This is a genomic window from Streptomyces sp. RPT161, assembly GCF_027533845.1.
Lineage (GTDB): Bacteria > Actinomycetota > Actinomycetes > Streptomycetales > Streptomycetaceae > Streptantibioticus_A > Streptantibioticus_A silvisoli_A.
The window spans coordinates 406,100-422,648 of the sequence record NZ_JAPZVN010000003.1 but is presented as its reverse complement, the minus strand read 5'-3'; the positions used below and the strand labels follow the sequence as shown (position 1 = coordinate 422,648).

The window sequence follows — 16,549 nt, the reverse complement described above, 5'->3', positions numbered from 1 at the left end:
AACGCCCCGACAGCACAGTCAACGACACGCCGAACGAAGGACGACGATGGCGGACCGGGTCACGGTGATCGGGTGGGACGGTACGCCGCTTACCGCGGCGGCACTATCCGCGCTCGGCGCGGCCACTTTGGTGGCCGGAGCGCGCCACCACCTCGCGCTGCCCGACGTGCCCGCCGACGCCGAGCGCGTGCTGCTCGGCAGCATCGACCTCGCCGCCCGCCGCATCGCCGCGCACCGTGGCACCGCGGTGGTCCTCGCCGACGGCGACCCCGGCTACTTCGGTGTGGTACGGGCGCTGCGCAAGCCCGAGCACGGCCTGGAGGTCGAGGTGGTGCCTGCGGTCTCCTCCGTCGCCCAGGCCTTCGCCCGCGCCGGAATGCCGTGGGACGACGCCCGCGTCGTCGTCGCGCACAGCCGCACACTGCGGCGCGCCGTGAACGTGGTCCGGGCGCACCCGAAGGTCGCGGTGCTCACCGCGCCGGGCGCCGGGCCCGCCGAACTCGCCCTGCTGCTCGGCGGAGTGCACCGCACGTTCGTCATCTGCGAGGCGCTGGGCACCGAGCGCGAGGAGGTCACCGTGCTCACCTCGGACAAGGTCGCCGACCACACCTGGCGCGACCCCAACGTGGTGCTGGTGATCGGCGGCGGCTCGGCCACCGAGAGCAGCGGCTGGATCGCGGGCCAGGACCCCGGCTACCCGGGCGAACTACGCGGCTGGGCGCTGCCGGAGGAGCGGTACGCACAGGAACCCGCACCCGGCACCCCCGGCGCCCAACGGTCCGCGCAGCTGCGCGCCCTGCAACTGGCCCGGCTAGGGCCGCGCACCGGCGACCTGCTGTGGGACATCGGCGCGGGCAGCGGCGCGTTGGCGGTGGAGGCCGCCCGCCTCGGCGCCGCGGTCATCGCGGTGGACCAGGACGCCGACGCCTGCGCCCGGATCACCGCCAACGCCCGCCGCTACGGCGTGCAACCGCAGGTGGTGGAGGGCGCCGCGCCGCACGTCCTGGAGGATCTGCCGGAGCCGGACGTCGTGCGTGTCGGCGGTGGCGGGGCGGATGTGGTCGCGGCCTGCGCGGCACGTAAACCGGAACGTATCGCCGCCAGCGCGACAACACGCGACGAAGCGGAGCGCGTTGGTCAGGTGCTGGCCGAAGCCGGTTACGCGGTGGAGCGTGCGCTACTCCAGTCGGTGGAACTCGACGAGGAGTGGGCGGAGCGGGAACGCTCGACGGTCTTCCTGCTGTGCGGCACACGAATGTGACGAACATTTGTCTGATGGTGGCGGGGGCTTGGACCACGTTCGGGTGATCGCGCGGTAGGCTGGCGGACCGTTGTGCCGCCTACCGGTGGCGATGTGGTGTTGACACGGTGTCGGCCCGCCTCGTCCCCGGCGGTGAGCGCGGCGTCGGCGACGGGTTCCCCGTGCCGCAGGCCAGCGGAGTGGCGCAGTCCACAGCGCCCGGATGGCGAGTTGGGTGGTCGAGGCGCACGGCCGACCGGGACAATGAACGTCCGGGGGGTCGTCACGCACCGCCACGCGTGCTCGTTCTCCCTGTGACCGCCCGGCACAGGAGCGCGTACCGCGAGCCTGCCGCCGGTCGGTCCGAAGGCCCGGCTCGTACCGCCGAAGCCGCCGGCGCATCACGGGGCTGGAAGGATCGATACCGATGGGCGAGGGGCACGCATGACTGACACCGGTGCCGGAGCGGCGAGCCGACACGCTCGCGGAGTGGACGGTGAAGCGGAGCGAGCCGCCCACGGAGCGGGCGCGGAGGCGACCCCGGCCACGGGGTGGGTCCCCGCTGAGGGACTGCCCGAAACCATGGCCGCAGAAGCGGTTCCGCAGCCGCACGCCGGGCTGACCGACGCGGCGGCCACGGGCGCGCCGCAGTCCGGACACGGCTGGAGCACCGAGGCGTTCCTGGCCCCCGCCACGCCCGTGTTCACCTTCCTCGACCAGCCGGACGGCGAGCCGTCGGTGGCCGTCGACGACGAGGACGACCTGCTGCTGATGCCCGCACCGCAGGGCTCGTGGGGCGACCCGCAGCCGGTCCCCGCGCAACCGTCACCGCCGGTGGCGCCGGCAGTGCCGCAGCAGCCGGTCGCACCGACGCCCGTCGAGCCCGAGCCGGTCGCGATGGACCCGGCCGTCGCACCGCTGGACGGCGAACAGCAGTCGGGCGCGGCCGACTTCACGGCGCCCGCCACTTCGACCTCCGGCACGGCCGGGCAGGCCGCGCCGCCCCGCCGCCCGCTGAACATGGGGCCGCCGACGCCCGTCGGCATGCCCAACCCCTCGGCGGAGTCCGTGGGCGGGGTCTCCGTGCGCTCGCTTTCCGAACGCGGCCCGGCGCCCGCGCCCGCCGCTGCGGCGCCGGTGCACCAGCCGGAGCCGCAGCCCGCCCCGGACACGGTTGACCAGGCCGCCGAGCCCGAGTACCTCGACTCCCCGGCCGAGCAGGCCGCCGCGATCCCGGCCCAGCAGACCGCGGAGGCGCCGGTGTCCGGTGGCCCGTGGGTCGCCGCGGACGCGACGGCGGGAGCCGCGGTCGGCGACGCAGAGGCGGTGGGCGCGGACGAGTCCGTGAACGCCATGCCGGTCGAGCCCGAAGCGCCCGTTCCAAGCGCGGCCGAGGTCTCGGCTCCGGCTGTGGAAGCGCCGGTTGCCGAGGCGCCCACTGCGGCGGAGCCCGCGGTTCCGGCTGAGGCTTCGGTTCCGGCTGAGGCTTCGGTTCCGGTGGAGCCGGTGCGGCAGGTGGGGGAGGAGGCAGCGGTTCCGGCCGCTGCCGCCGACCCGCTCGCGGCTTCGGCGGAGCCCGCGGCTTCGGCGGAGGTTGTGGCGCAGGCCCCCGTTCAGGCCGCGCCGGAAACCGACGCTCCGGCCGCCGCCCCGGAGGAGGGCGCCGCCGCGCCCGCCGAGGAGACGCCCGCCCAGCCGCAGCCCGTGGCGCCGGTCGCCGAGGCGCAGCCGACTCCCCTGCAGGGCACGCCCGTCACGCCCCCCGTGGTCGCCGAGCCGGTCCCCGGGACGCCGCAGAACGCCCCGGCCGACGAGCCGGGCGGCCTCGCCGACCTGGACCGTGATCCCATCGTCGCGCCCGCCCCGGTACTGGTCCAGAGCGAGCCGGTGACCGAGGCGGCGCCGAACAACTCGACGCCGGAGACGGACACTTCGGGCGAAGCGCCCGCTCCGGACGCCGCCGCACCGCAGCAGCCCACGACCGACGAGCCCGCCGCGGACACCCCCGAGCCGCTCGCGGAACCGGCCGCCGACGAGCAGCCGGAGCGGACCGTCGCCGAGCCGCAGGCCGCGCCGGAACCTAGGCCGCAGGAGGCCGAACAGCCCTCCGCCGCCGAGCCGGTACCGCCCGTCGCCGCACCCGCGCCGGGAGAGGCCGAGCCGGTCGGGATCGCCACCGGCTACGACGAGGCCGTACGCGAGGCCGTGCACCGTGTCATCCGGGAGCGCCGCGACATCCGCAACGGCTTCCGCCCGGACCCGATTCCGCACGAGGTGCTGCTGCGGGTACTGGAAGCGGCGCACACCGCGCCCAGTGTCGGGCACTCGCAGCCGTGGGACTTCGTGGTCATCCGGTCCACCCAGACCCGCGAGAAGATGCACGCCCTGGCGATGAAGCAGCGCGACGCCTACGCCAAGTCGCTGCCGAAGGCCCGCGCCAAGCAGTTCCGCGAGCTGAAGATCGAGGCGATCCTCGAAACGCCGGTGAACATCGTGGTCACCGCCGACCCGACGCGTGGCGGCCGGCACACCCTCGGCCGCCACACGCAGCCGCAGATGGCCCCGTACAGTTCGGCGCTGGCGGTGGAGAACCTCTGGCTGGCCGCCCGCGCCGAGGGGCTCGGCGTCGGCTGGGTCAGCTTCTTCGACGAGCGCGAGATGGTCCGCGAACTCGGCCTGCCCGAGCACCTGGAGGTCGTCGCCTACCTGTGCGTCGGGTACGTGGACGAGTTCCCCGAGGAGCCCGAGCTGATGCAGGCGGGCTGGTCCAAGCGCCGTCCGCTGTCCTGGGTGGTGCACGAGGAGGAGTACGGCCGCCGGGCGCTGCCCGGTGAGCAGCCGCACGACCTGCTCGACGAAACCCTGCGCGGCATCCGCCCGTTGGACGCCAAGGCGCTCGGCGAGGCGTGGGAGCGGCAGAAGCGGATGACCAAGCCGTCCGGTGCGCTCGGCATGTTGGAGATCATCTCCGCGCAGCTGTGCGGGCTGTCCCGGCAGTGCCCGCCGCCGATCCCGGAGCCCGCCGCCGTGGCGATCTTCGCGGGTGACCACGGGGTGCACGCTCAGGGGGTGACCGCCTGGCCGCAGGAGGTCACCGCGCAGATGGTGGCCAACTTCCTTGGTGGCGGCGCGGTGTGCAACGCGTTCGCCAACCAGGTCGGGGCCGAGGTGTGCGTGGTGGACGTCGGCGTGGCAGCCGAACTGCCCACCACGCCCGGCCTGTTGCCGCGCAAGGTCCGGCACGGCACCGGTGACTTCACCACCGGTCCGGCGATGACCCGCGAAGAGGTGCTGCGGGCGATCGAGGTCGGCATCGAGACCGCCCGCGACCTGGTGGCGGCGGGCAACAAGGCGCTGCTCACCGGTGAGATGGGCATCGCCAACACCACCGCGTCCGCGGCCTTGATCTCCGTCTACACCGGCGCCGACCCGACCGAGGTGACCGGTCGCGGCACCGGGATCAACGACGAGATGCACGCCCGCAAGGTCGATGTGGTGCGCCGGGCCCTGGAGTTGCACCAGCCCGACCCGACCGACCCCATCGGTGTGCTCGCCGCGATCGGCGGCCTGGAGCACGCCGCCATGGTCGGCTTGGTGCTGGGCGGTGCGTCGCTGCGCACGCCGGTGATCCTGGACGGGGTCAGCGCCGGGGCCGCCGCGTTGGTGGCCCGCGCCATCGCGCCGGAGGCGCTGGCCGCGTGCATCGCCGGTCACCGCAGCGCGGAGCCCGGCCATGTGGCGGCGCTGACCAAGCTGGGCTTGCGCCCGCTGGTCGACCTCGACCTGCGGCTCGGCGAGGGCACCGGCGCGCTGCTGGCGCTGCCGCTGGTGCAGAGCGCGGCCCGGGTGATGCACGAGGTGGCGACGTTCGACTCCGCGGGCGTCACCGAGAAGGACTGACCCGGGGAGGGCTTGGCCTCCCCGGCCTCCGGGGCTTGTCCGGCCTCCTGGGAGGGCGCTGCCCCGCCGCCACACCGTCGTGGTGGGGGGCACCGGGGCCTTGCCTCGGAAGTGAAGTAGCCAGGCCACAGGCCTGGTGTATGCGGGTGACCCGCTAATGTCAGAAACCCCCGGGAGGGGAAGGAGCCACTCGCCATGACCCGTAACGACGTACCCGCATACCCCGTAGGACTGCTGCTCGCCGGACGGCGTGTCGTCGTGCTCGGCGGCGGCCAGGTCGCCCAGCGTCGGCTGCCCTCGCTGGTCGCGGCGGGCGCGGACGTCGTGCTGGTCTCGCCGTCGGCCACCGCGTCGGTGGAGGCGATGGCGGAGGCGGGCGAGATCCGCTGGGAGCGCCGCGGGTACCAGCCGGGTGACCTCGCCGAAGCCTGGTACGCGGTGGTCGCCACCGACGACCCGCAGGCCAACGCCGCCGCGTCCGCCGAGGCCGAACAGCGCCGGGTGTGGTGCGTACGCAGCGACGACGCCGATGCCGCCACCGCCTGGACCCCGGCGACCGGCCGCAGCGAGGGCGTGACCGTCGCCGTGCTCACCGGCAGCGACCCGCGCCGCTCCGCCGCTGTGCGGGACGCGGTGGTGGAGGGCCTGCGCGACGGTACGCTCGCCGCCCCGCACCACCGGGCGCGCACCCCCTTCGTGGCGCTGGTGGGCGGCGGCCCCGGCGACCCGGACCTGATCACCGTGCGCGGACGGCGGCTGCTCACGGAGGCCGACGTGGTGATCGCCGACCGTCTCGGCCCGCGCGACCTGCTCGACGAACTCCCGCCGCACGTCGAGGTGATCGACGCGGCGAAGATCCCCTACGGGCGGGCGATGGCCCAGGAGGCCATCAACACCGCGCTGATCGAGCACGCCAAGGCGGGCCGGTCCGTGGTGCGGCTCAAGGGCGGCGATCCGTTCGTCTTCGGACGCGGCATGGAGGAGGTACAGGCACTGGCGAAGGCAGGGATCGCCTGCACGGTGGTCCCTGGAATCTCCAGTTCCATCAGCGTGCCGGAGGTGGTCGGGATCCCGGTGACCCACCGCGGTGTGGCACATGAGTTCACCGTCGTGAGCGGACATGTCGCACCCGACGACCCCAGCTCACTGGTCGACTGGGCGGCCGTGGCCCGGCTGCGCGGCACGCTGGTGCTCATGATGGCGGTCGAGCGGATCGGCGAGATCGCCCGCACCCTCGTCGCGTACGGCCGGGACGCAGACACACCGGTCGCCATAGTCCAGGAGGGCACCACCGCCGCCCAGCGCCGGGTCGACGCCACGCTGGCGACGGTCGCGCGGACCGTGGCCGCCGAGGGCGTCCGGCCGCCCGCGGTGATCGTCATCGGCGACGTCGTCTCCCTCGACTCCGGTAACCGTGGGTAACGCGGGCCCGCCCCGGCCGTTGGCACACCGAGCGGGACAAGGCAGTATCACCCTGTGGCTGAGCTCATCACGATCGACGACCCCGCCGACCCGCGGCTGGGCGACTACACCTGCCTGACCGACGTGGAGCTGAGACGGCGCCGCGAACCGGCCGAAGGCCTGTTCATCGCCGAGGGCGAGAAGGTCATCCGCCGCGCCCGGTACTCCGGTTACCAGATGCGGTCCATGCTGCTGTCGGCGAAGTGGGTCGACACGATGCGCGACGTCATCGACGAGGTCCCGGCGCCGGTCTACGCGGTGAGCCCGGAAGTCGCCGAGCAGGTCACCGGCTACCACGTCCACCGCGGCGCCCTCGCGTCGATGGAGCGCAGACCACTGCCGGACGCGGCGGAACTGCTGGCCGACGCACGGCGGGTCGTGGTCATGGAGGCGGTGAACGACCACACCAACATCGGCGCCGTGTTCAGGAGCGCCGCGGCGCTCGGCATGGACGCGGTACTGCTCTCCCCGGACTGCGCCGATCCGCTCTACCGCCGCTCGGTCAAGGTGTCGATGGGCGCGGTCTTCTCCGTTCCCTACGCGCGGCTGGAGCAGTGGCCGCGCGATCTGGAGACCGTACGGGAGCGCGGCTTCCGGCTTCTCGCCCTCACCCCGGACGCCAAGGCCGAGGACATCGACGTGGTGGCACCGCACCGGATGGAGCGGGTCGCCCTCATGCTCGGCGCCGAAGGTGAGGGCCTGTCCACCCGGGCGCTGGTCGCCGCGGACCAGTGGGTGCGCATCCCGATGGCCCACGGCGTGGACTCGCTGAACGTCGGCGCCGCCGCGGCCGTGGCCTTCTACGCGGTGACGGCCGGTCGCCCGGTCGCCTGAGCCGCCGGGGGCAGGTCCACCAGGGCGGCGAGCGCCGCCCGGTGCCGCCCCGGCGTACCCAGCGCGATCTCGCTGGACTTGGCCCGCTTGAGGCGGAGATGAGCCGGGTGCTCCCAGGTCATGCCGATGCCGCCGTGCAGTTGCACGCACTCCTCCGCGGCGTGCACCGCCGCCGGTGCGCAGTACGCCTGGGCCACGCGAACCAGTACGGCGGTGTCGGGGGCGCCGTGGGCCAGTGCGTCGGCGGCGGCCCGTGCGGCGGCGCGCGCCGATACCACCTCAAGCCAGATGTCCGCCAAGCGGTGTTTGAGCGCCTGGAAGGAACCCACGACACGCCCGAACTGCCGCCGCTGGCCGAGATAGTCGACGGTCTCGTCCAGACACCACTGCGCCACCCCGACCTGCTCCGAGGCGAGCAGCCCGGCGCCGGCCAGCAGCGCCCGGTCCACCGCCGCCTCGGCGATCCGTCCTCCGGCGAGGCGGGTGGCCCGAACCCCCGCCAACTCGACGTCGGCGATGGGCCGGGTCAGGTCCAGCGGTGTCGCGGCGCTGATCCGGACACCGGGCGCGTCGGCCGCGACCTCGTACAGCCCCGGCCCCTCGGGACCGACGGCGGGCACCAGCAGTACGTCCGCCACGGTCGCGTCGGCGACGCTGGTCACCCGCCCGCTCAACGCGCCGTGCGCGTCCGCCTCCACGCCCTGCGGGAACGCGCCGCCGGGCGCGGCGGACAGCGGCACCGCGAGCGCGGCGGTCGACTCGCCGGACGCCAACCGCCCGAGCAGCCCCGCGACCTGGCCGTCCGCGGTGTCGCAGTCCAACAGCGCGCTCGTGGCCAGTACCGCACTGCCGAGGAAGGGCACGGGAGCCACCGCGGCGGCCAACTCCTCCAGTACGACGCCGACTTCCCGGGCCGAGCCGCCCTGGCCGCCGAACTCCTCCGGCACCAGCAGCCCGGCCAGCCCCAGCTGCACCTGCAACGTCCGCCACAGCTCCAGGTCGTACGGCGTGTCGCTGTCGCAGCGGGCCAGCACCGCCGAGGCCGGGCAGCGGTCTGCCAACAGGTCGCGCACCGCCGCGCGCAGGTCGTCCTCCACGTCGGAGTACAGCAGGTCAAGGCCATCGGTGTTCATCGGGGCAGGTCCTTCCAGGCGACGTCCTTGTCGGTACGCGGTTCCGAGGGCAGGCCGAGCACCCGCTCGGCGATGATGTTGCGCAGGACCTCCGAGGTGCCGCCCTCGATGGAGTTGCCCTTGGCGCGCAGATAGCGGTATCCCGCGTCGCGCCCGTAGAAGTCCACCGTGTCCGGGCGGGCGTTCGTCCAGTCCCCGTAGCGCAGTCCCTCCTCGCCGAGCAGTTCCAACTCCAGCCCGCTGACCGCCTGGTTGAGTCGGGCGAACGCGAGCTTCATCCCGGAGCCCTCGGGTCCGGGCGCGCCGACGGCGAGTTGCTGGCGCACGCGTTGGGCGGTGAGCCGTGTGACCTCGGCGTCGACCCACAACCGCAGCAGCCGGTCGTGCAGTTCGGGTGTGCGCAGTTCCGGGCGCTCGCGCCAGGTCGCGGCGACACTGGCGATCATGCCGCCCTCGCGGGGGAGGGGCGAACCACCGATCGCCACCCGCTCGTTCATCAACGTGGTCTGCGCGACCCGCCAGCCGTCGCCGACCTCGCCCAGCCGCAGGGTGTCCGGGATCCGCACACCGGTCAGGAAGACCTCGTTGAACTCCGCCTCGCCGGTGATCTGCCGCAACGGGCGGACCTCGACGCCCGGATCGGTCATGTCGCAGACGAAGTACGTGATGCCGCGGTGCTTGGGTACGTCGGGGTCGGTGCGCGCGATGAGGATCGCCCAACGGGCGTTGTGGGCGTTGGAGGTCCAGACCTTCTGGCCGGTGACCACCCAGTCCTCGCCCTCGCGCACCGCGCGGGTGCCGAGTCCGGCGAGGTCGGAGCCCGCGCCGGGCTCGCTGAACAACTGGCACCACACCTCCTCGCCGAGCCACAAGGGACGCAGGAAGCGCTCGCGTTGCGCGTCCGTGCCGTACCGGAGGATGGTCGGCGCGGCCATGCCGAGGCCGATGCCGATCCTGCGCGGGTCGTTGTCGGGCGCGCCGGCCGCCGCCAACTCGGCGTCCACCACGCTCTGGAGGGCGCGCGGCGCGCCCAGCCCGCCTAGCCCCGGCGGAAAGTGCACCCAGGCGAGCCCGGCGTCGAAGCGGGCCCGCAGGAACTCCAGCCGCTCGGTGCTGCCGGGGTCGTACGCGTCGAGCAGCCCCCGCACGCGCCGCAGCACCTCCGCCGCGTCCGGTCCGTTCTCCGCCATAAGCCACGTCCTCTCCGGGCCACCACGCCCTCGAACTAAGCAAGCGCTTGGAAACCTATCGAAGCGTGGCGCAACGCGCCAGGGTCCGGGGCCGGTTTTCGGGTCGGTCTGCGCCGGGCTCGTTCTTCGGTCTGGACAGCGGCGGACGCGAGGCCGCCGGGGCGCACCGTTGGAGTCGCTCGCGGTCGCGGCGCGGTTGTCCGGGCGCGCCCCCAGCCCCCAACTCCGGCCCGCCGGACGGGGTTCCCGAGGGGGTCACCGGGCGAGGCACCTCGACACCGGGGGCAGATGCGCGCCTCAAGGCGCCTCGCACCGGGGCAGCTACTGGGGGCGTGCCCGAAGAAGTCCGCCACGGCGGTGAGCGGCCACGACGTCGCGGCCTGGCGGTGCCGAATCACCCGCGCACCCGACGGGACCCCCACCCTGAAGCCCCGCAGAAGCCGCTGCGGGGCTTCGCGGGCGTGCCCCCGAACAGTCCGCCGCGACGGCGACCAGCCCCGCGTGGCCGCCCGGCGGTGCGGCACCCATGGCGAACCAGCCACCGCACCCCCGGTCAGCCCCGTCGGAAAGACGGAAAGGGAGCTACGGCGCCGCGTCGGTGGGCCGGGCCGTGGGGGCCGTCGGCGAGCCGACGACCCCGAGTCCGCGGGCCGGTCCCTGGCAGCCCTGCGCCACCGCGATGCCCAACGCGACCAGCAGTGTGACCGTCACGAACACGATCAACCGCTGCCGCAGCAGCCCGCGATCCCGCCGCCCGGTCCGCCGTACCGTCGCCGGGCCGCCGCGGCCCGCCGAAGGCCGCGGCGGAGCGGCGGGCTGGCGGCCCGAAGAGGGCCGGGACGCCGGAGTCCGCTGCGGTGGCCGGGCCGCGCCCCGTCCCGCGGTGGGCCGGGGAGCCGGCGTGCGCGGCGTACCGGTACGCACCGGAGTGCTCCCGGACGCCCGGTCCGGGGGCACCACGCGCCGCTCGGTGCGCTGCTCGGCGTACTCCTGGGCGCGGCGGCCGACCGGCCGGTCACTGCGCGCAACGGGCGCCTGGGGCACTCCGAGCCCCCGCGCCTCCCGGGCGGCGATCTCCGAGAGCCGCTCCGCCAGCCGGGCCGTGCTCGGCCGGTCCTGCGGCTCCTTCGCCAGACAGGCGTGCACCAGCGGCGCCAGCGAGTCCGGTACCCCTCGCAGATCCGGTTCCTCGTGCACCACCCGGTACAGCATCACCTCCGAACTGCCCTGTCCGAAGGGGGAGTCGGCCGCCGCCGCGTAACACAGCGTCGCGCCGAACGCGAAAACATCCGTTGCCGGGGTGACCGCCGCACCGCGCACCTGTTCAGGCGCGAGGAACCCGGGGGAGCCCACCGCGGTGCCGACGTGCGTCAGGGTGGTCGCGCCGGTGGACCACGCGATGCCGAAGTCGATGATGCGCGGACCCTTGGGGGAGAGCAGGATGTTCGACGGCTTCAGATCCCGGTGCACCACCCCCGCGTCATGCACCGCCACCAGCCCCTCGGCGAGCGCCGCGCCGATCGCCGCGACCTCGGCGGCGGGCAGCGGCCCCTCCGCGCTCACCTTGTCGTACAACGAGGGACCCGGCACGTACTGGGTGGCGAACCATGGCCGGTCCGCATCGAGATCCGCCGCCACCAGCCGCGCGGTGCAGCCGCCACGGATCCGGCGCGCCGCCGAGACCTCGCGGGCGAACCGCTGCCGGAACTCCTGATCCTCCGCCAACTCCGGGCGGATCACCTTCAACGCCACCCGTTGTCCGCGTCTGTCGGCGCCCAGGTAGACCACGCCCATCCCGCCGGCGCCGAGCCGCCTGTGCAGCCGGAACGAGCCGACGACACGCGGATCCTCGCGCCGGAGCCGCATCATCGCCATGTCCTTCCCCTACCTCCGGTGGGAAGGCCCTGCCCGCCCGTCGCCCCCCACCGTGCTCGATGGTCGCGCCGTACGCCGTGTGACACCCGCCCGGTCCGTCTGACGAGGCACAGCTTACGGACTGACCGGCCGGGACGCGGAGAGGCGCCGCACGCGTCAACGGACGGATTGTCAGTGGCCGGTGGAATCCTGGTCTGGTGGGGACGCGTCCGCCGCCGCGATCGGGCGGAGTCGCCCCACGCCACCAACAGCCGGTCGGATTAGGGGGATTGACGGCATGAAAGGTGATCGTGTGGAGATAGTGGTGGATGCGGGGGACACCACGCGTACCTATGAGGTGGTGGCCACCAGGGCCGGGCGCCGGGTGGAGACGGCGGTGCGCCGAGGGGTGGTCGAAGTGAGTGAAGTCACCAGGAGCGGCTCCGTAGTGCGCACCGCGCGGTTCATGGCGAACCGGGTGCTCGCGCTGGTGGAGCAGCCGGTACCCAGGGACGATGCGGAGGAAGAGGGCGGTGCGTAGCGCCGGTTGACGCCCGCCGGGGCGCTCTCGGGTGCGCACCGTCGGGGATCCCCTGAGGGACGCGGGCGGGCGTCTCCAACCAGGGGAGTATTCCGGCCGCTCCGGCGTCATCCTCCGGGAGGCCCGCGAAGCTGTACGAGGGCATGACGACCAGGCCGCTCCGCGCGCCTAGTGTTGAGGTCAAGCGGCGGGTGGAGCACTCGTCCCCCGAGGTCAGATGCCCGCCGCCGCCAAAGCTGGAGAGCAGTGCGAACGATCACCGTGTGGAAGAGAAGGGTCAGGGGGAGCGGCCATGACGGACTCGGCGGCACGTGCGGTCAAGCGTGTGCGCGAGCTGAGGTCCACCGCGCTGCCCGCGGGAAGCCGGACGGGGACCCGGCACCCGCTGGTGGCGGTGGCCATGGCGGCCCCCCTGGCTCTGCTGCTCGCCGTTGCATGCGGCGGCTGGCACGCCGTGGTCGTACAGGCGTCGTCCGTAGCTGGGTTGATGGGGCGCTGACGAAGCGTTCGAGGTCCGGGAGAGCGGCCCGGGCGGGAAACCGGCGACAGGACCCCGTGGGGACGGGGGGCGTAGCGGACGGCACGAGGCCCGGACACCTGGGGGAGGTGTCCGGGCCTCGGTGTTTTTCTCGGTGTCTTTCGGGGCTGGCGGAAACGGCTGAGGGCCGGAGCATCGCTCCGGCCCTCAGCCATGGTGTGGACGATACTGGGATTGAACCAGTGACCTCTTCCGTGTCAGGGAAGCGCTCTCCCGCTGAGCTAATCGTCCTTGTGCAAAGGCCCCTGGTAGGGCCTGGTGCGCGATACTGGGATTGAACCAGTGACCTCTTCCGTGTCAGGGAAGCGCTCTCCCGCTGAGCTAATCGCGCGGGTGGTACCGCAGGGGCACCGTTGGGCCCTCGCGGACCCAGTGGACGATACTGGGATTGAACCAGTGACCTCTTCCGTGTCAGGGAAGCGCTCTCCCGCTGAGCTAATCGTCCGAGGTGGAGACGGGATTTGAACCCGTGTAGACGGCTTTGCAGGCCGTTGCCTCGCCTCTCGGCCACTCCACCACGTCGAGGATCCAGGGACCCCCTCCGAGCGGACGACGGGATTCGAACCCGCGACCCTCACCTTGGCAAGGTGATGCTCTACCAACTGAGCCACGTCCGCGTGTGTCTCCCCCGGACACCGTCCGGGAGCGATCTCCGCCGGTTCGCTTCCGCGTCCCGGCGACGTGTTGAACTCTAGCGGAATTCCGCGTCAGCTCAAATTCCGTTTCCGCAGCGTGCCGGGCAGGTAGAGGGTGGGCGGGGGTAGCGTCGACAACGGAAGGGGCGCATGAGCGAAGGACGGCGACGGTGAAGATCTGGGTCGACGGTGAACTGAGGGACGCGGCCAGTGCCGCCGTGTCCGTGCTGGACCACGGTCTGACCGTGGGCGATGGCGTGTTCGAGACGCTCAAGGCGACCAACGGCACCGCCTTCGCCATGGACCGGCACCTGGTCCGGCTGGCCCGTTCGGCGCGCGGTCTCGGGCTGCCCGAGCCGGACCCGGCCCGCGTGCGCCAGGCCTGCCTGGCGGTGCTCGACGCCAACCCGGCGCCTTACGGGGCGTTGCGGATCACCTACACCGGCGGCATCGCGCCGCTCGGCTCCGCACGCGGCGACGGCGAGCCGACGCTGGTCGTCGCGTTGGAGCGGACGGCCCGACGGCCGGAGACCACCGCGATCGTCACCGTTCCCTGGCCGCGCAACGAGCGCGGCGCCCTCGCCGGCCTGAAGACCACCTCGTACGGGGAGAACGTGGTCGCCCTCGCCCGCGCCCGGGAGCGCGGTGCCTCCGAGGCGGTCTTCGGCAACACCCGGGGGCGGCTGTGCGAGGGCACCGGCACCAATGTCTTCGTCGTCCTCGGCAGCGAACTGGTCACGCCGCCGCTGGACTCCGGCTGTCTGGCGGGTATCACCCGGCAGTTGGTGATCGACTGGGCCGGGGCGCGCGAGGCCGACCTGCCGCTCGATGTGCTCGACGTCGCCGACGAGGTCTTCCTGACCTCCTCGACACGCGATGTGCAGGCGGTGCACCGGGTGGACGACCGTGAACTGCCCGGCGCTCCGGGCCCGGTCACCGCCAAGGCGGCCCGGGTGTTCGCCGAACGGTCGGCGGCGGACGGCAATCCGTGAGGTGATGGGTGGCGGGAGGCCGCCACGGGAGGGGGAGCGAAGCCATGACAACCACCCTGCGGCCCGCGGAGGCGGAGCGGCGTGAGGCGGACGGAGGGCGATCGCGCCGGTTCGCGGTGTGCGTCAACAGCCGCCCGGTCGGCACGATCCAGCTCGCCACGGACCGGCGTTTCGGCCCCGAGGTCGGGCGCATCGTCTCGCTGGACATCGACGAGCCGGACCGCAGACGCGGTCGCGGTACGGTCGCGGCGCTCGCCGCTGAGGAGGTGCTGCGCGGCTGGGGGTGCCGACGGGTGGAGCTGCGGGTTCCGGCCGATGCGGAGATCGCGTTGCGACTTGTCGGCGCGCTGGGCTACGTGGAGCGCAGCCACGGCATGGTCAAGCTCTTGCCGGACACCCCGCCGGACCTGCCGCCGGGCGTCGTGGTGCGGCCGATGGGGGAGGACGAGTACCCGGTCTGGCATGAGCGTGACCGGGCACGCTACATCGACGGCTGGGTGCGGCGGGGAGTGCCGTACGAGCAGGCGTCGGCCGAGGCCGACGGCGAGTGCCGGACGCTGCTGCCGGACGGCCCGCACACCGCGGACGCGGTGCTCAGGGTGCTCACGCAGGGCGGCGAGGACATCGGCTGGCTGTGGGTGGGACTCGGGTCGGCCGACTCGGCCTGGGTCTACAGCGTCGAGGTGGCCGCGGCACGACGCGGCCAGGGCCACGGCCGCACGCTGATGCTGCTGGCGGAACGCGAGTGCCTGGCGGCCGGTGTCCGCAGCCTCTGCCTGAACGTGTTCGCCGGGAACACGCCCGCCCAGCGACTCTACGAGTCACTGGGCTACCGCTCCACGACGGTGTACCTCGCCAAGCCCCTGCTCTAGGCCCTCCCGACCCGCGCCCAGGCCCTGGGGCGAGCCGCTACTCCGAGGGCGAGGCCAGGGCCTCGTCCGCCAGTTGCCGGATGCGCTCGCGCAGTCCCGCCTGGCTCTTGCCACCGTCCAGGCGGACGCCCGCGATCACGTACGTCGGCGTGCCCGTCACACCGATCGCCTTGCCCTCGGCGTGGTCGGCGTCGACGGTGAGGATGTGGCGGCCGTCCACCAGGGCGGTGTCCATCTCTTCGTCGTCCAGCCCCAACTCCTCGGCGATGCGCACCAGCAGCGGCTCGCCCTGCCGCTCCAACTCCTCGATCCGGTCCAGTACCGCCTCGACGTACTCCCAGCCGCTGCCCTGGACGAAGGCCTCCTCGGCGGCCTGCGCCGCGGCGAAGGCGTACTTGTGCTTCTCCAGGGGGAAGTGCCGCAGCTGGATCTCCAGCCGGTCGCCGTACTGGTCGCGTAGCTCCCGCAGATCCTGCTGCCAGGCGGTGCGGCAGTCCGGGCACTGCAGGTCGCACCAGAAGTCGAGGGTCGCGCTGCGGGGTTTGGCTTCGTTCATACGGCCAGTCTCTCAGTAGGTCGTGGGGAGGATCATCACCCCGAGATCTCCCTGAAGCCGGGGTCCGGGCATGGCCCGCGGCGCCGCGGCCGGTGCACGATGGAGATGACGCACATCCGGCTGATTGGAGTGGCCATGTCCGGAATCGGCACGAGGAGTGGGCGATGCTGACCGCCACCGTGTGCGTCGCCCTGTCCGGCGCGGGACTCGCGGTGGCGCTGCTGACCGCCTGGCGCCGCCGGTTCCGCCGGGCGACCCGCATCGCCGCACTGGCACTGCTGCCCATCGGACTGTACGAGGCGGGGCTGATCACCCTGGCGGGCAAGATCGGCAGTGCGGTCGGCAGCTGGGCGACCGGCCTGGTACTCAAGCCGACGGTGTGGGCGGGCTTCGCGGTGCTGGCCCTGGCCGTGGTGCTCTACGTCTCCACCCGTTTCGGCGACTCGAAGCAGGTCAGCCGCGCCGAGCGCGAGGCCGTCCGGCCGTCGCGGGGCGGTCAGGCGGTCGCCGCCGGTTCCGCACCGCGGTTGGGCCGGTCGAAGCCCGCGGTCAAGGCGAAGGGCAAGGGCGCGGCGAACGATGAACTTTCCTCCGAAATGGGGGACATTGAGGAAATCCTTCGGAAACACGGCATCTGATCAAGTGCGTTGGGCGTGGCGCCACGGCGCCACGCCGTTATGTGCCCCACAACCACCCCCGCGGGTCAGCGTGTTGGGCCCTCTGGGCGGCCGCATTACGCGATGATCGTTATGGCAGCCGCCAACTCCCCTCTGGCGTAAGCGACTTGAGGCTTACAGGGACGT

The 16,549-nt window shown here is 73.3% G+C and carries 13 protein-coding genes and 5 tRNA genes; 9 read left to right on the top strand and 9 right to left on the bottom strand.

Annotated elements, in window-relative coordinates; genetic code table 11:
• The first annotated feature begins 46 nt into the window (after window positions 1–46).
• From cbiE to O5O46_RS09975, 4 genes are all read left to right on the top strand, one after another.
• Entirely contained in the window at window positions 47–1,261 is a 1,215-nt protein-coding gene (gene cbiE, locus O5O46_RS09990; RefSeq protein ID WP_269854954.1) for a precorrin-6y C5,15-methyltransferase (decarboxylating) subunit CbiE, read from the top strand.
• Between the two features lie 423 nt (window positions 1,262–1,684).
• Window positions 1,685–5,140, top strand: coding sequence for a nicotinate-nucleotide--dimethylbenzimidazole phosphoribosyltransferase (gene cobT, locus O5O46_RS09985; RefSeq protein ID WP_443072439.1), 3,456 nt, complete (start codon window positions 1,685–1,687; stop codon window positions 5,138–5,140).
• 195 nt (window positions 5,141–5,335) lie between these two features.
• Entirely contained in the window at window positions 5,336–6,562 is a 1,227-nt protein-coding gene (gene cobA, locus O5O46_RS09980) for a uroporphyrinogen-III C-methyltransferase (RefSeq protein ID WP_269854953.1), read from the top strand.
• Between the two features lie 54 nt (window positions 6,563–6,616).
• Window positions 6,617–7,435 (top strand): TrmH family RNA methyltransferase, encoded by an 819-nt coding sequence (locus O5O46_RS09975; protein WP_269854952.1) that lies wholly within the window; start codon window positions 6,617–6,619, stop codon window positions 7,433–7,435.
• Here the strand turns inward: O5O46_RS09975 and O5O46_RS09970 are convergent.
• The 3 genes from O5O46_RS09970 to O5O46_RS09960 form a co-directional block, all read right to left on the bottom strand.
• On the bottom strand, window positions 7,402–8,568 hold the full coding sequence (locus O5O46_RS09970) for an acyl-CoA dehydrogenase family protein (protein ID WP_269854951.1): 1,167 nt from the start codon (window positions 8,566–8,568) through the stop codon (window positions 7,402–7,404). The two genes, O5O46_RS09975 and O5O46_RS09970, sit on opposite strands and share 34 nt — an antisense overlap.
• Complete coding sequence (locus O5O46_RS09965; protein WP_269854950.1) at window positions 8,565–9,758, bottom strand: acyl-CoA dehydrogenase family protein; 1,194 nt, start codon at window positions 9,756–9,758, stop codon at window positions 8,565–8,567. Before O5O46_RS09965 ends, O5O46_RS09970 begins: the two co-directional genes overlap by 4 nt.
• A 582-nt stretch (window positions 9,759–10,340) precedes the next feature.
• Window positions 10,341–11,633: a serine/threonine-protein kinase gene (locus O5O46_RS09960; RefSeq protein WP_269854949.1), complete on the bottom strand. Its 1,293-nt coding sequence runs from the start codon at window positions 11,631–11,633 to the stop codon at window positions 10,341–10,343.
• Window positions 11,634–11,910: 277 nt separating this feature from the next.
• On the opposite strand from O5O46_RS09960, the gene O5O46_RS09955 reads away from it, so the two are divergent.
• Window positions 11,911–12,153, top strand: a complete 243-nt coding sequence (locus tag O5O46_RS09955; protein ID WP_269854948.1) for a hypothetical protein — start codon at window positions 11,911–11,913, stop codon at window positions 12,151–12,153.
• Window positions 12,154–12,445: 292 nt separating this feature from the next.
• On the top strand, window positions 12,446–12,652 hold the full coding sequence (locus tag O5O46_RS09950; RefSeq protein ID WP_269854947.1) for a hypothetical protein: 207 nt from the start codon (window positions 12,446–12,448) through the stop codon (window positions 12,650–12,652).
• A 198-nt stretch (window positions 12,653–12,850) separates the two neighbouring features.
• On the opposite strand, the gene O5O46_RS09945 is transcribed toward O5O46_RS09950, so the two are convergent.
• From O5O46_RS09945 to O5O46_RS09925, 5 genes are all read right to left on the bottom strand, one after another.
• Window positions 12,851–12,922: transfer RNA gene (locus tag O5O46_RS09945), tRNA-Val, on the bottom strand.
• 25 nt (window positions 12,923–12,947) lie between these two features.
• Window positions 12,948–13,022, bottom strand: a tRNA-Val gene (locus O5O46_RS09940).
• Between the two features lie 42 nt (window positions 13,023–13,064).
• Window positions 13,065–13,136: transfer RNA gene (locus O5O46_RS09935), tRNA-Val, on the bottom strand.
• Window position 13,137: 1 nt separating this feature from the next.
• Window positions 13,138–13,208 (bottom strand) — tRNA-Cys (locus O5O46_RS09930).
• A gap of 27 nt (window positions 13,209–13,235) precedes the next feature.
• Window positions 13,236–13,308, bottom strand: a tRNA-Gly gene (locus O5O46_RS09925).
• A 188-nt stretch (window positions 13,309–13,496) separates the two neighbouring features.
• Between O5O46_RS09925 and O5O46_RS09920 the strand changes: the two genes are divergently transcribed.
• Window positions 13,497–14,318 (top strand): aminotransferase class IV, encoded by an 822-nt coding sequence (locus tag O5O46_RS09920; RefSeq protein ID WP_269854946.1) that lies wholly within the window; start codon window positions 13,497–13,499, stop codon window positions 14,316–14,318.
• Between the two features lie 44 nt (window positions 14,319–14,362).
• Window positions 14,363–15,190, top strand: a complete 828-nt coding sequence (locus O5O46_RS09915; protein WP_269854945.1) for a GNAT family N-acetyltransferase — start codon at window positions 14,363–14,365, stop codon at window positions 15,188–15,190.
• A 37-nt stretch (window positions 15,191–15,227) separates the two neighbouring features.
• Here O5O46_RS09915 and O5O46_RS09910 read toward each other — a convergent pair whose 3' ends face one another.
• Window positions 15,228–15,746 (bottom strand): DsbA family protein, encoded by a 519-nt coding sequence (locus O5O46_RS09910; protein ID WP_269854944.1) that lies wholly within the window; start codon window positions 15,744–15,746, stop codon window positions 15,228–15,230.
• Window positions 15,747–15,910: 164 nt separating this feature from the next.
• Between O5O46_RS09910 and O5O46_RS09905 the strand changes: the two genes are divergently transcribed.
• Window positions 15,911–16,384 carry a hypothetical protein gene (locus O5O46_RS09905; protein ID WP_269854943.1) on the top strand — a complete coding sequence of 158 codons (474 nt, stop codon included), beginning with the start codon at window positions 15,911–15,913 and terminating at the stop codon, window positions 16,382–16,384.
• The last annotated feature ends 165 nt before the right edge of the window (window positions 16,385–16,549 follow it).

Coding starts and splice junctions, on each gene's coding strand:
- cbiE (WP_269854954.1), top strand. CDS start 47: ATGGCGGACCGGGTCACGGTGATCGGGTGGGACGGTACGCCGCTTACC.
- cobT (WP_443072439.1), top strand. CDS start 1,685: ATGACTGACACCGGTGCCGGAGCGGCGAGCCGACACGCTCGCGGAGTG.
- cobA (WP_269854953.1), top strand. CDS start 5,336: ATGACCCGTAACGACGTACCCGCATACCCCGTAGGACTGCTGCTCGCC.
- O5O46_RS09970 (WP_269854951.1), bottom strand. CDS start 8,568: ATGAACACCGATGGCCTTGACCTGCTGTACTCCGACGTGGAGGACGAC.
- O5O46_RS09965 (WP_269854950.1), bottom strand. CDS start 9,758: ATGGCGGAGAACGGACCGGACGCGGCGGAGGTGCTGCGGCGCGTGCGG.
- O5O46_RS09960 (WP_269854949.1), bottom strand. CDS start 11,633: ATGGCGATGATGCGGCTCCGGCGCGAGGATCCGCGTGTCGTCGGCTCG.
- O5O46_RS09955 (WP_269854948.1), top strand. CDS start 11,911: ATGAAAGGTGATCGTGTGGAGATAGTGGTGGATGCGGGGGACACCACG.
- O5O46_RS09950 (WP_269854947.1), top strand. CDS start 12,446: ATGACGGACTCGGCGGCACGTGCGGTCAAGCGTGTGCGCGAGCTGAGG.
- O5O46_RS09915 (WP_269854945.1), top strand. CDS start 14,363: ATGACAACCACCCTGCGGCCCGCGGAGGCGGAGCGGCGTGAGGCGGAC.
- O5O46_RS09910 (WP_269854944.1), bottom strand. CDS start 15,746: ATGAACGAAGCCAAACCCCGCAGCGCGACCCTCGACTTCTGGTGCGAC.
- O5O46_RS09905 (WP_269854943.1), top strand. CDS start 15,911: ATGCTGACCGCCACCGTGTGCGTCGCCCTGTCCGGCGCGGGACTCGCG.